The organism is Fischerella sp. JS2 (assembly GCF_032393985.1).
Classification (GTDB): Bacteria; Cyanobacteriota; Cyanobacteriia; order Cyanobacteriales; family Nostocaceae; genus Fischerella.
The window spans coordinates 1546781-1559347 of sequence record NZ_CP135918.1 but is presented as its reverse complement, the minus strand read 5'-3'; the positions used below and the strand labels follow the sequence as shown (position 1 = coordinate 1559347).

At 40.1% G+C, this 12567-nt stretch carries 11 protein-coding genes; 4 read left to right on the top strand and 7 right to left on the bottom strand.

Features of this window, described 5'->3' with window-relative positions; genetic code table 11:
• Positions 1–50: 50 nt before the first annotated feature.
• The 6 genes from RS893_RS06500 to RS893_RS06475 all read right to left on the bottom strand — a co-directional run bounded on the left by RS893_RS06500 (position 51) and on the right by RS893_RS06475 (position 5491).
• Entirely contained in the window at positions 51–734 is a 684-nt protein-coding gene (locus tag RS893_RS06500; protein ID WP_315790405.1) for a Crp/Fnr family transcriptional regulator, read from the bottom strand.
• A 401-nt stretch (positions 735–1135) separates the two neighbouring features.
• Positions 1136–2329: a pilus assembly protein PilB gene (locus RS893_RS06495; protein ID WP_315790404.1), complete on the bottom strand. Its 1194-nt coding sequence runs from the start codon at positions 2327–2329 to the stop codon at positions 1136–1138.
• 99 nt (positions 2330–2428) lie between these two features.
• Positions 2429–2557 (bottom strand): hypothetical protein, encoded by a 129-nt coding sequence (locus RS893_RS06490; RefSeq protein WP_315790403.1) that lies wholly within the window; start codon positions 2555–2557, stop codon positions 2429–2431.
• A gap of 55 nt (positions 2558–2612) precedes the next feature.
• On the bottom strand, positions 2613–3797 hold the full coding sequence (locus tag RS893_RS06485; RefSeq protein WP_315790402.1) for a HetZ-related protein 2: 1185 nt from the start codon (positions 3795–3797) through the stop codon (positions 2613–2615).
• An 882-nt stretch (positions 3798–4679) separates the two neighbouring features.
• Positions 4680–5030 carry a carbon dioxide-concentrating mechanism protein CcmK gene (locus RS893_RS06480; RefSeq protein WP_062247423.1) on the bottom strand — a complete coding sequence of 117 codons (351 nt, stop codon included), beginning with the start codon at positions 5028–5030 and terminating at the stop codon, positions 4680–4682.
• Positions 5031–5173: 143 nt separating this feature from the next.
• Entirely contained in the window at positions 5174–5491 is a 318-nt protein-coding gene (locus RS893_RS06475) for a carbon dioxide-concentrating mechanism protein CcmK (protein ID WP_315790401.1), read from the bottom strand.
• Between the two features lie 466 nt (positions 5492–5957).
• Between RS893_RS06475 and ccsB the strand changes: the two genes are divergently transcribed.
• The 3 genes from ccsB (at position 5958) to tilS (ending at position 8756) form a co-directional block, all read left to right on the top strand.
• On the top strand, positions 5958–7025 hold the full coding sequence (ccsB, locus tag RS893_RS06470; RefSeq protein WP_315790400.1) for a c-type cytochrome biogenesis protein CcsB: 1068 nt from the start codon (positions 5958–5960) through the stop codon (positions 7023–7025).
• A gap of 205 nt (positions 7026–7230) precedes the next feature.
• A complete protein-coding gene (locus RS893_RS06465; protein ID WP_315790399.1) occupies positions 7231–7569 on the top strand; it encodes a KGK domain-containing protein in 339 nt (112 codons plus the stop codon).
• Positions 7570–7703: 134 nt separating this feature from the next.
• Positions 7704–8756 (top strand): tRNA lysidine(34) synthetase TilS, encoded by a 1053-nt coding sequence (gene tilS / locus RS893_RS06460; RefSeq protein ID WP_315790398.1) that lies wholly within the window; start codon positions 7704–7706, stop codon positions 8754–8756.
• A 302-nt stretch (positions 8757–9058) separates the two neighbouring features.
• On the opposite strand, the gene hmpF is transcribed toward tilS, so the two are convergent.
• Positions 9059–10813: a pilus motility taxis protein HmpF gene (gene hmpF / locus RS893_RS06455; RefSeq protein WP_315790397.1), complete on the bottom strand. Its 1755-nt coding sequence runs from the start codon at positions 10811–10813 to the stop codon at positions 9059–9061.
• 413 nt (positions 10814–11226) lie between these two features.
• Between hmpF and RS893_RS06450 the strand changes: the two genes are divergently transcribed.
• Positions 11227–12441: a response regulator gene (locus RS893_RS06450; protein WP_315790396.1), complete on the top strand. Its 1215-nt coding sequence runs from the start codon at positions 11227–11229 to the stop codon at positions 12439–12441.
• The last annotated feature ends 126 nt before the right edge of the window (positions 12442–12567 follow it).

The following is a 12567-nucleotide window of genomic DNA, read 5'->3' as shown; positions in this document are numbered from 1 at the left end:
CCTAACTCATAACTCTTGTGTGAACAAACAGCCAGAATGATGTGAAAGTATTAAACTTTGCCAGCCAAGTTCATCAATTGGCGAAAGTTGACGAGGCGAACCACTTGATTAGTAGTGTCAATTTTTATCCAACCTTTTTCGTCTAATTTTTCCATGATTTTAGTGGTTTCTTCAACCCCAATTTCTGTAACATCTGCTAAATCTTTAAAAGAAATGTTAAAAATTTCTCTACCTTTATGTGATTCTTCACTATAGCTTTCGCCTAAGCTGACAAGAGTGTGAGCAAGTTTGACTGCTGGTGGAGCAGAGCGCATTTGCAAGCGTACGTTTGCATATCGCAGTCGCCGTACCATTAATTGCAGCATTCGATGGTGTAGCTGCGGATCTTTAAATAATATATGAATAAATCTTTCTCTTGAGATACTCAGTAATTTCACTGTTGAAAGAGCAATCACATCGGTTGAACGAGGAGATTCATCCAAAATTGCCATTTCTCCAAAAAAATCGCCTCTACCTAAAATTGCTAAAGCAACAGAATCTTCCCCTATAGTGCGGCGAACTTTTACCCAACCAGAAACTACAAAGTAAACTGCATTACCCCAGGCATCTTCCATCAAAACAGCTCGTCCGGCTGGGTATTCGTGTTCAATAGCAATCGAAAGCAACCATTCCAGAGTTTGTGGATTGGCTGTACTCATTAAAGGGAAAAGTTCACTAAAAACCTCTGTATGCATGAAATGCAGGAATAATTGTTCGTTGGTGTAAGGCAGGAGGCAGGAGGCAGAAGGCAGAAGGCAGAAGGCAGAAGTATTAAAATTAATACTTTATCTTTCACACTTCATCCTTCATTAGGCTTTTCAACCGTAATTTTACTGTGTATAAAATTGCAAAATTACTATATATCTAACCGCAACCATGTGGTTAATCGGTCTAGAGTTTTATTACAGCATAAAAATTATGCGATCGAAATCAGGGGTTTTACCGAAAAGCAGAGGTGGGGAGACTTATCAACTCAAAAGAAAAAATTAAAAATTAAAAATTGGTAACAGAAGGGGACAAGGAAGATGGTTAACAACCACCAACCAACAAACAACTATCAACAAACAACCAATGACAAATGACAATTGACCAAAATTTATTTTGTCGGTGGTTCAGAGGTTTCAATTGTAAGTCTTTTTATATGCTGGTCTAAATTTTGTAACAAGTTGTTGAGAGCATTGAAAGTTTCTAGCTGACTAGAGTTAACGTTGCGGTTAACTAAAAGTCTCTCTTGTAATTCATGCAATTTATAGCTGAGTTGCTGAGAAATACCCAAGGCATCACGACTAAGGCGGGTTAACTGTTGTTGTTGATAAAACTTTAACGCTGCTCCTCGCAGTACTTGAAGGGTTGCTTCTTCGCCGTACATGCCTGGCATAACTCGCAAGCGCAATAATAAACGGTCTTGTTGATATAAACATTCTCTTTCGACTTGTTTGGGTTCTGCAAGTGTAATTACAGGCAGAGAACCAAATCGTTTTAACTCATTCATGACTCCCTGAAACACCGATAGAGGTACTTTCTCCAATACAGATTGCAAAACTCCATTTTCACTCCATAGAATTCTGCCTGTGTAGGGTAGTCTTTCTAAGTACAGCCGACCGATTCCCCCTGCTAAAACCCTAGCTAATAATTCTTCTAGTAGTTTTTTTGGTGGTAAGGTTAACAAGATCTCAACAGGAGAGAATTCTTCTGCTACTGGAACTGATAAAACATGTAAATTTCCTGTGGTTGCTAGGCTAATATTAGAATTCCCTTGTTCTGTTTGTTTTGCTTCTGTGGTGTTGGGGTTGGTAACAATCACGCGATGAGACTGAGGAGTATTGTGACTTACAGTTTCTAGCTGTGGCTTAGCAGAAGCATCCAATTGCAGGACAGTGTTTTCAGTTTGATTTGGGTTTGGGTTGGTTGGTTGCTGATTAGAGTCTTGTGGAATCGCTGAGGGGGATGTATTTTTGTAGTTTAGATAGGCTGAGAGTATTTTACGGTGGATATCGCCTGTAATCGGTTCACATACTAATGTACATTTTATGTAAGACAATATACGACGAACGTAATCTAACGCTGAACTATCTTCTTGATTGACCATACCCAATAACAAGCTGTTGTCTTCCATTTTGAGTGGCACAACTTGATGATAAAGGCAGGCTTCAAAGGACAGAAAACTTTCAATCAGCTGGAATACTTGCTCGCGTTCTATTCCTTGCTCCCATAATATGTGTGTGTCGGATGGTACTTCTTGCTGATCGCTAGCTTCGGTATCAATTGATTTGCCCTTTGAAGACAACATAGGCTTAGATTGCTTGAAATTTCTATATATCCTATTCTGCCCAGATTTTTTTTGGCAGTAAACAAATCATGACGTTTAGATAAATAAAAGTTAAATTAACTACAAAATAAGCAATTGCTTGATTTTGAATTTAATATCGCGAACCTTTAACAATAAATATCCAGCAGTTGGTAGTTGTTTGTTGCTTGTGTGGGGAGCAACTAACTCTCCTGATTTGTAGTTGCTCATAGAAAATCTTGTTGTGGTACAAGTAACAACCAAAAATGTTGCATACCCTACTCCCCTACTCTTCACTTCTCAAAGTTTGGGCGCTTAGGTAGACTTTAGTCCATTCACCCATTGCTTGATGGGTTTTAAGTTTTAATTTTTGGGCTACTTCTTCTATACTGTTGCCTGCTCGTCGTAGTTCTAGAACTTGTCTTTGAGTTGGGGTCAATTTTTCATGCAATTGCTGAAGTTGAGTTGGTGTTAGTCCCAGATTATGCTCTTTCAATGATGTTTGTAGCCAGGATTCGACCAGTTCTGGTTTGTCTTTGAGAGCAAAAACACGCACCGCGTGATAGCTAACTTTTTCCCGCAGTCGATAAATGACATTGATCGGCTTGCCTAATTTTTTAGCGATCGCATCTTGGGATTGTCCTTGTAAGTATAGCCGTAACCAATCTACTGCTTCTTGTCCGAGATTTTCTAGTAAGTAATTTTCAAATTCATCCTTGACTGATTGTCGCAGCGTCTGTTGTTCTTCTTGCTCTTGTGCTTCTTGATATTCTGCGACCGCTTGGGTATCTACTAAGTTGACTCGATTATCACTATCGTCAGTAAGGATCTCTTCTGAGACTAGCCTTACCATGTCGCTACCTGGTACTTGAGTTAAGCCACCACGTTGGGTACGACGTAAATAATTGACAAATCTGTAAACTAGTAGGGGTTGATTGCGTACTGGTCGCAGGCAATATTCTTCTATACTGGCAAACAGCAGAGCATTCCGTAAACGCGGATCAGTAGTAAATTCCGAAATCAGAGCCATTTGTTGCTGCATATAGTTGTCGCTTTGCAACAGTTCTTGAATGACTTCTTGTAAGACATCCAAAACTGAACGTTGGCGATCGCGACTGAGGGCAACCCATGTCTGAATTTTATTTCGTAATGTTACTAAACTACCTAAACGAGTCAGTAAATTTTTGTAAGCAGCTTCTCTTGATTTGCCTAAGTAACGTTGATTTAAAATCTTCCAGCGATATTCCATCGCTTGTTTAGCAATATCTAATTGCTTTGGATCTTCAAATCGCTCTTGATTGCTGCCTAGCAGCCAGCGAACAATGCTTTGTTTATTCGCTGTGGTTTGTCCTAGACACTCATTTTCTAGCCGCTTATGCCAGAATTGTGCCACTTTATCCGCCTCAGAAGCCATAGTGAGATTGCGCTCCTCGAAACCCTGTTTTAAAGTTTGCTGCATCACAACCTCCATTTTTCACCTCACTCAAGTTTTCGACTGGCAGTTGCTCCCAATTGCATGATGTTCTGATAGAACATCTACGTGATTCTACTTTTATTACGTTTTGACTCACGGGTTTTATGCAGTTACTTCTGCTTTCTCATCATATTTTCATGTTCATCTTCCCGAAAATCATGTTTTTTGAGCAATTTTCCCAATTAAATCAAATATTTAATTTTGTAAACTAAATTAGTTCTTCCACTTAGACAGATAACAAAGTTATCAAAGGCTGAATATCAGCCTTTTTTACCATTTTCAGACGATTGTTGCCCTCAATTTCTAGACGTCGTTTAAACTTTTTTAGTTTCACTCCTGTGAAGTATGCCCTAGTGTTTCTGAGTATTAGAAATTTTACTTTACCAAAAACTCGTAAATAGATGTATTTTTAGCAACAACTATCAAGTAACATTACGTAAAAAAATCAAAGCAACTCTATATAATCACTCAAAATCTTTTGAGAGAAAATACCATACAAGATTATTCTGAAAAAGTGACAGAAAGTTTTACAGTACCCTCTAGGGTACTTTTAATTGAGGGAGCAAAACTTAAAATCACTGAATGTCTTTATAAAAATTTTGAACTTTTGTAGCGGTGATGAGTATATTCATAAACTATACGATTAGTCAACAGCAAAGCCAAAATTTATATAATCTTGAATTGTAGAGCCTTGACTCTAAATGTTGAACTTTTGGACTACTTCAGTTTTAGTAAAAATCATCAAAATGTCAAAAATTTGATTAACCAGTAAACACCCTCAGAGCGGAGAACCGCTTTCTGAGGATAAAGTAAGAAGTACGAAGGACTATTTATCTTTGTGCTTACCTGCACCAAGAGGCTTTGCATCTACTACACTGATTAACGATTATTAGGTCTAGATACAATTGGATTTTCCACTGCTTGCCTATACTGTTCGACTTCTTCTGTATAGCCAATTGGCAGAACAGCTTCTACGTTTTCGTGAGGACGAGGAATAATGACCCAAGTTTCTAGAACACCGCCGTAAACATTCTCTACAGCTTCTACACCGGCTGCGACAGCCGTTTTTACCTCTTGTATATCACCTCGGACGTTCACAGTAAAGCGAGCGCTACCAGCTCTTATATAACCTACGAGGGTGACTCGACCTGCTTTCACCATCGCGTCTGCCGCAGCTAGTACGGCAGGAAAGCCCTTAGTTTCAATTGATCCAACTGCCTGTAGTGGCATTGGTTGTCTCCTATATCAGTAAAAGTTATGTGGCGCTACCAATTAATTGTACGAAGGTTGCTACATATTTTATAGAGTTAAATCTATCATCTTTATTATTCCGGGAAGCAAGTACAGTACATAAGATGATTTGAGAACCAAATTCAGAAAATGCGAAATGGCTCTGATTTTTTAGTGAAATGTATAGGTAGGACAGATTCTACATTCTCTGGTGGATTGGGAACAATATAGTGGGTGATTAGTTGACCACCATCACCTTGAGCTTGGTTGCAGGCTTCTATACCTGCCGCAATGGCTCTTTTGACCTCGGCAACCTGTCCTCGCACGGCGACTAAAAAACGAGCGCTTTCTGCTAAACCGTAGTATACAAGGGTAACTTCAGCAGTTTTGACCATTGCGTCTGCTGCTGCTAATACAGGGGGAAAACCTAAAGTTTCTATAACTCCAACTGCCAGTGGCATGGCTTAACTCTCCAAAAAGCTTAAGCAATTGTGATATTTATTCTACGATGCGCGGGGAGAGGTGGGGAGGTGAGTCCCCCATGAGCGATTGCCGTAGACGCGCTTTACTCGGCTTCTGTAAAGTAAGGGTCCCTCGGCATAAAGAAAGAGGCGTTGGGGATTAGGGGCAATGGGGAGTGTGAGGGGTGTGTAGACGCGTAGCAGCTTAAGGTAAGGGTGGGGTGTGTAGACGCGCTCATAGGCTTAAGGTAAGGGTGGAATGTGAGGAGTAAGTATTAAACAACCAATAACTACTAATGTACAGACGCGATGTTCCTCGCGTCTCTACCCACTAACCACTAACCACTAACTACTAACCATCAACAATCAACGATCAACAACCAACTAATTACTAACTACCCCGAAACAGATAGGATCAATACTGTGAGAATCCAAACCTCTAAAAATTCACAGGGGAAAACGCTTTATGAATTTGCTGCAACTCCAAAATTGGCTAGACAATACTTCCTTTGCCGTCCTTTTTACCACAATGCTGATTTATTGGAGTGGGGCGGCTTTTCCCAACTTGCCCTACTTACCAGCATTGGGAACCGCAGGAATGGCGATCGCGAATTTGTGTATTGCCACAATGTTAGGGGCACGATGGCTAGAGGCTGGTTATTTCCCTCTCAGCAATTTGTATGAATCTCTGTTTTTCCTGGCTTGGGGGATCACTACCATCCATCTGATAGCAGAAAACAACAGCCACAGTCGTTTGGTGGGAGTTGTTACTGCCCCTGTTGCTATGAGTATTACTGCTTTTGCTACCCTCACACTACCATCTCAAATGCAAGTAGCAGAACCTTTAGTACCTGCATTGAAATCAAACTGGTTAATGATGCACGTTAGCGTCATGATGTTAAGTTACGCCGCTTTAATGGTAGGTTCATTGTTGGCGATCGCTTTTTTAGTCGTTACTCGTGGGCAGGAGATTCAACTCCAAGGTAGTTCTGTCGGTACTGGTGGCTATCGCAGCAATGGCTACCGCTTGCAAAAAGCAGGTGAATTAATTTCTCAATCATCAGCAATGATTGCAGACAATAATGGTAATGGTGTTGTCCGTTATGAATCCGTCAACAATGGTAAAACCGCCGTTTTGGATACTGTCTTAGCACCTACAATCCAAAATCCAAAATCCGACACTCAAGATTCTCAACCTCTTTCTCCCCAACGTCTTAGCCTGGCTGAAACCTTAGATAACATCAGCTATCGCATCATTGGACTCGGATTTCCTCTGCTCACAATAGGTATTATTGCTGGTGCGGTTTGGGCTAACGAAGCTTGGGGTTCTTACTGGAGTTGGGACCCTAAAGAAACTTGGGCGCTAATTACCTGGTTAGTATTTGCTGCATACCTCCACGCCCGTATTACTCGTGGTTGGCAAGGGCGTCGCCCAGCTATTTTAGCTGCTAGTGGTTTTGTCGTAGTCTGGGTTTGCTATTTGGGTGTAAATTTGTTGGGTAAGGGTTTACACTCTTACGGCTGGTTCTTTTAGAAATCTTGCCCTTCACTACCTCTTTATTTAGCAAAGGAGTAACTATACCAATTCTATTAAGGTTGACATTAAATTTTTTCAATAACTACAAAAGACACACAGGTAGAAAATTAAAGAGTTCATAAATCATCCTTGATCAGGATGGATAATTTGAAATTAACTGCAATCTCCTGGGAACTATAAATTTAGTTCTAGGAGATTGATTATGAATGATAAGTGGGAAGCGTTAAATCCTGAGGATGATGTTGTGTATTTTCGTCAACCTCTGTTTGAAGATTCAAATCATACCCAATTATTATTTGAAATAATAAATAAAATTAAGGCTGCTTCTTGTGAAGGTGTTTCATTAAGAGTATTTTTTGAAGAGGGATTAGATTGTCACGTTTTAGTCCCTAGTAAAAAGTGGCGAGAAGGTAAAATTAGATTATGTGTCGAATTTTGCTCTAATGAACCGGAAGAATCAGATAATAGTCAGCAAGAATCGGAAATAGAGTACTATCGCCAATTTAAAGACTTTAGTAATTACAAAGAGTTTAATAACTAATGTTTTATATTTTTGATTAAACGCACCAGGGCTACAGAGTCAGCAAGAGACACAGAGGTTTTTAAAGATAATTAGTACTGCAAAATTCAAAATCTGATAATTTTTTGTATAGTAAAAGCCCTCAAATAAATCTTGTGGAACCAATCCCAAATCCAAAACCTCAAATCCAAAATCGGTTAATATGGACTCCCCTACACGCAAAAATCCATCGCACTATCCGATCGCGTCACCTGTTTGAACGTAATCAGTACTTACTAGTTGCAGTTTCTGGTGGACAAGATTCTCTTTGTTTAATCAAATTATTATTAGATTTACAACCAAAATGGGGATGGAAGTTAGGTATTGCTCACTGTGATCATCGCTGGCGGACTGACTCGCAGGCTAATGCCCAACACATAGAAAATTTGGCTAAAAATTGGGGTATATCTTTTTACTTGCAGACTGTAGAAGCGCAAGAACAACAGTTAGTACAAACTGAGGCTGCTGCACGGGAATGGCGTTATCAAGTTTTGAGTGCGATCGCCCAGGAGCATAATTATAAATGTGTAGTTACAGGTCACACAGCCAGCGATCGGGCAGAAACACTACTTTATAACTTAATTCGCGGTACTGGTGCTGATGGTCTGCAAGCTTTGAGTTGGCAACGTTTACTTGTTGATGGCATTATGCTGGTGCGTCCACTTTTAGAAATTACCCGCATAGAAACCGGGCAATTTTGCCAAGATTTGCAATTGCCGATCTGGGAAGATTCTACAAATCAAGATTTAAAGTACGCCCGCAACCGCATTCGCCTAGAACTCATACCATATTTGTCAGAAAATTTCAACCCAAAAGTAGAATCAGCTTTAGCTCAAACAGCAGAACTACTGCAAGCGGAAGTGGAGTATTTAGAAAAAGCTGCTCAGGCTTTGCGAGAAGAGGCCATGAGGGGAGGAACGATTATCCAATCAGATACTCTCGACCACCCTCTCAGACTCAATCGTCGCGTGTTACAGAAAGCCCGACTTGCTCTGCAAAGACGTGTAATGCGGCAAGTGTTACAACAAATACTTCCTGTAGCTCCCACATTTGAGCAAATCGAAAAACTCACAGCTTTAATTACAGCACCAAATAAGTCCCAAACTGATCCATTTCCCGGTGGTGCGACAGCGATAGTAGAAAGTGATTGGATCTGGATTAAATCTTAAATCAATTGTAAATTTATAAAAGTCGGTAATGCATAACGGCCCGAGTGTTTAGTTATCAATTGCAAACAGCTAACTGTTAACTGTAAACTGATTACCAATCACCGCCGCTAACGGATAATTTATCTATGTTTATCTGTGTACCCTACGGGAAGCCGCCCTTAGGGGCGTCTACATCTGTGTGCATCGGCGGAAAGTTTGAGCGCCGGCTTCCGGCGATCTAAAGCTTTCCAAGAGAGTGGTCGATTTCCAAAAAATGATTTTGGTCAGAGCTTTAACTCACATCAGCCATAATTCATAATTTTTTATGTTGCTGCTAATTCTGGTTGAGAAATTAAACTCAGCATAACTTGACGCATCTGGGTAATAGCCTGGAGCTGAGAATCACCAATTTGTTGAACTTCAGCTAAAGATTCAGAAACGCCTTGGAGTTTCTGTCGCAACCCATCTAAGGAATCTTGAATTGGTTGTAAAGCTTGTTGATATAAATTTAGCTGGCCTTGGGATTGGGCAGTTGTTGTTCGCAAAGACAGCAAATTTTGCTCCATTGTTTGCAGTTCCTCGCGTTTCATGACCTGTTGTTGAGTTTGCTGCTCAATATCTTCTTGCATCTGATTAATACTAGCTTGTACCTGCTCAATCTCTGTTTCCAGATTTTGTAGAGTTTCTGACAGTTGTTGTCGTTGTTTTTGGATTTGTTCGAGTACTGGACTTAAATCTAATTTTTCATCTTCATTCACGGGGGTTTGTCCTTGTCGCCGCAGTAGTACTATTTTGTGTTGCTTGAGCAGTGCTTGACACTCAAGTAAATGGCGACGTTGTCCTACCAAAGTTTCATTTAACATTTGGTAGTGGTCTTTTTCATCAGCTAGTTCAGTTTCTAATTGACTCCGTTCACTTGCTGATGCTTGATTAATTTTTTGTTGGATTTCTTCTATAGCTTCTTGTTTATATTTCAGTTCTTGTTCTTGATCGTTGACGAAGCTTGAGTCTATGTTAAGTTTGTCCTGCAAATTTTGCACTATCTTTTGCAGTTCTTCTAGAGGCATTTTTTCCAAAGTTTCAATATCAATCTCTGGAGAGGGAACAACATCACTAGAATTTGCAGCTAAAGAGTAAATTTGTTGGTATAACTGTTCCTGGTATTGCAGCTGCTCTTTGAGTATCCGAACATACTCTTGTTTACTATGGAGAGTAGTTGTGTTCGCCTGCAACTGGACTGTTTGTTGTTCTAGAGAATTTTGAGTTTGCTGCCATTCATTTTGGCATTCTGAGACAAGTTGCGACAAACGTTCAACTTCAGCCTGTTGTTCTTCAGTTAATATTCTTTGTCGTTCTAGTTGTTGCCAGTGGGGATTGAGCAAAGCTTGCTGTTTTTCCACCATTTCAAATGCTAGATGCAGATTTTCCCGCACTATTTCTGTGGGAGCAACACTACTAGAAAGCTGATGCAGCAACTCTTGTAATACCCGACTTTGCTCTTCATCCATCACAGTCGATGGCTGCAACTGTGCTTGGTGTTCTTCTAGGCGGCGCTGCTCACCCCGCAAATGCTCCCAAGCTCCTTCCAGTTCTTGGCGGTTACGCTCAATTTCTTGTTGCAACCTTTCGATATCAGCACGGGAAGTTTCAACTTCCTGTTTTTCTGCATCTAGGCGTTGAAACTCATCCTCCATTTGTTGCAGTTGTTCTAAGCGCGTTTCCATTTCGATTTCGCGGCGGTTAAGTTCCTGCGCTTGAAATGTCAGCGACTCTTTCCACTGGTCAATTTCTTCTTCCTTCAGTTTAAATTTTTCTAATTGGCGAGAAAAATTCTGCAAAATGTTGACTAGTGGTCGTCCCGCTTCTTGAATTCGCTGTACTTGACGCTGAGGATTTAATTCTACGAGTACGAGAGCACCATCATTTAATTTACTGGCTTCTTCAACTGCAATGACTTCTTCTGACCCAGTACTCCAACTCTGGTCTGTCCGTTGACAAACCAGAAGTTTCAGTTCCGTTTTGCCACCACCACCAAGTAAACCGCCTTTTTGTTTTTGTACTTCTGCTAAATACAGCACACCTTTAATCCTTTTGATGCACTTAATAAATTTGTTTTTGGTTATACATTAGATAATTACGTTAACCTGCCTTGTTTAACCCTAATCAGCATTAAGACAAGACAGGCAAAATTTATGTATAGACAGGAAATATCACATCTGGATATTTATACAACCAAATTGTTGTTTCTTCAATATTTTGTACTGTTGTGAGTTATGATGACTACCGTGTTATCACTCACTTAATCTAGGTATATTAAAAAATATTAAATTTTGTTGGTTGGTGGTTGATTGTTGATGGTTAGTAGGTCCCCCTTCGCCCCCTAATCCCCTCCAGGGGACCCCGAGTTCCCTCTTGTCCTCCCACCTCCCCACCTCCCCATCCCCCATCTCCCCAATCCCCGTTCCTCAAAAAAGGAGTGCCTTTTCACTAAATGCAGGGAAATTTATATGAAATAGATATCCGCAGTATCCTGCAATTGATAGAGTTGGGGCAGCGTACTGGACAACTATTTGTAGAGGCTCATAGCTTTCACAAGATTCCCCAACTAGGGAGAAATCAGAATGGCAAGAATTTATCTTGGTTCATATTTTTTTTGAACGGTGAGATTATTTATGCAACCAATAGTGAGAATAGTTTATTGCGCTTGAGTGATTATTTGCGTCATTATCAAGTCAAGTTGCAGCTAGATGAGGAACAACGAGCCTGCTTAGAACCCTTGAATCCTCCAGAATATGCTTATTTATGGACACTATTAGAGCAGAACATTATTAATCCAATCCAGGCTCGCAGTATTATTCATAACTTAGTACAGGAAACTCTGTTTGACCTGCTGAATGTCCAGCAGGGTAGCTTCGTTTTTGAAGTGGGTTCTGCACTGACACCACAATTAACGACTTTAGAGATTACACCTTTACTGAGCAAAATCATGAAGCAGGTGCAACAGTGGAAACAACTGTACCCTTACATTCAGTCTCCCGAACAATTTCCCATACTCACTGACATTGTTAATCTACGCTCTTCACTACCAGCAGTGACAGTTAATAAACTACAGCATTGGGCAGGTGGTCAAACATCCCTACGCCAATTAGCTCGTTATCTCAACCGCAATATTGTAACTGTCGCTAAGGCCATATACCCGTATGTTCAACAGGGCTGGGTACATTTAGTAGACTCAGACACAACTGAATTATTAACAAACCAACAAGACAAAACACTTACCTTACAAGAAAATCACAAGCAACGCATATTATGTATTGATGATACACTCAGCATTTGTACGCATATAGAGACGATTTTGCAAAATCAAGGTTATGAAGCGATCGCTATAACTAATCCCCTAGAAGCACTTAGTCTAGTTTTTCAATTCCAACCAGATTTAATTTTTTGTGATGTTGCCATGCCACAGTTGAATGGATACGAGATTTGTGCAATGCTGCGATACTCCCAAACGTTTCGGAATATACCTATTATTATACTTACTGCTAAGGAAGGATTTTTTGATCGAGTCAAAGCCACAATGCTAGGAGCTACCGATTATTTAACCAAGCCATTTGGGCATACTGAATTAGTAGTCCTCGTGGAGAAATATTTAAACTACAGTGAAAACAAAGTAACAAAAGAAACACAACACTTGTTGATCCGGTAAAAGATAGAGTAAAAAATAATATCTACAGAACCAGCCAGCCTAAGAAAAACCTCATTACCTAGTAAAAGTGAAAAATAGATTTATTTTATACAGTAAATGCTTACGGGGAAATCAGGGCATGTTCCC

Excerpts from the sequence above, each read along its gene's own strand:
- RS893_RS06500 (WP_315790405.1), bottom strand. The coding sequence starts at position 734 with ATGCATACAGAGGTTTTTAGTGAACTTTTCCCTTTAATGAGTACAGCC.
- RS893_RS06495 (WP_315790404.1), bottom strand. The coding sequence starts at position 2,329 with ATGTTGTCTTCAAAGGGCAAATCAATTGATACCGAAGCTAGCGATCAG.
- RS893_RS06490 (WP_315790403.1), bottom strand. The coding sequence starts at position 2,557 with ATGAGCAACTACAAATCAGGAGAGTTAGTTGCTCCCCACACAAGCAAC.
- RS893_RS06485 (WP_315790402.1), bottom strand. The coding sequence starts at position 3,797 with ATGGAGGTTGTGATGCAGCAAACTTTAAAACAGGGTTTCGAGGAGCGC.
- RS893_RS06480 (WP_062247423.1), bottom strand. The coding sequence starts at position 5,030 with ATGCCACTACAGGCAGTTGGATCAATTGAAACTAAGGGCTTTCCTGCC.
- RS893_RS06475 (WP_315790401.1), bottom strand. The coding sequence starts at position 5,491 with ATGCCACTGGCAGTTGGAGTTATAGAAACTTTAGGTTTTCCCCCTGTA.
- ccsB (WP_315790400.1), top strand. The coding sequence starts at position 5,958 with ATGAATTTGCTGCAACTCCAAAATTGGCTAGACAATACTTCCTTTGCC.
- RS893_RS06465 (WP_315790399.1), top strand. The coding sequence starts at position 7,231 with ATGAATGATAAGTGGGAAGCGTTAAATCCTGAGGATGATGTTGTGTAT.
- RS893_RS06450 (WP_315790396.1), top strand. The coding sequence starts at position 11,227 with ATGCAGGGAAATTTATATGAAATAGATATCCGCAGTATCCTGCAATTG.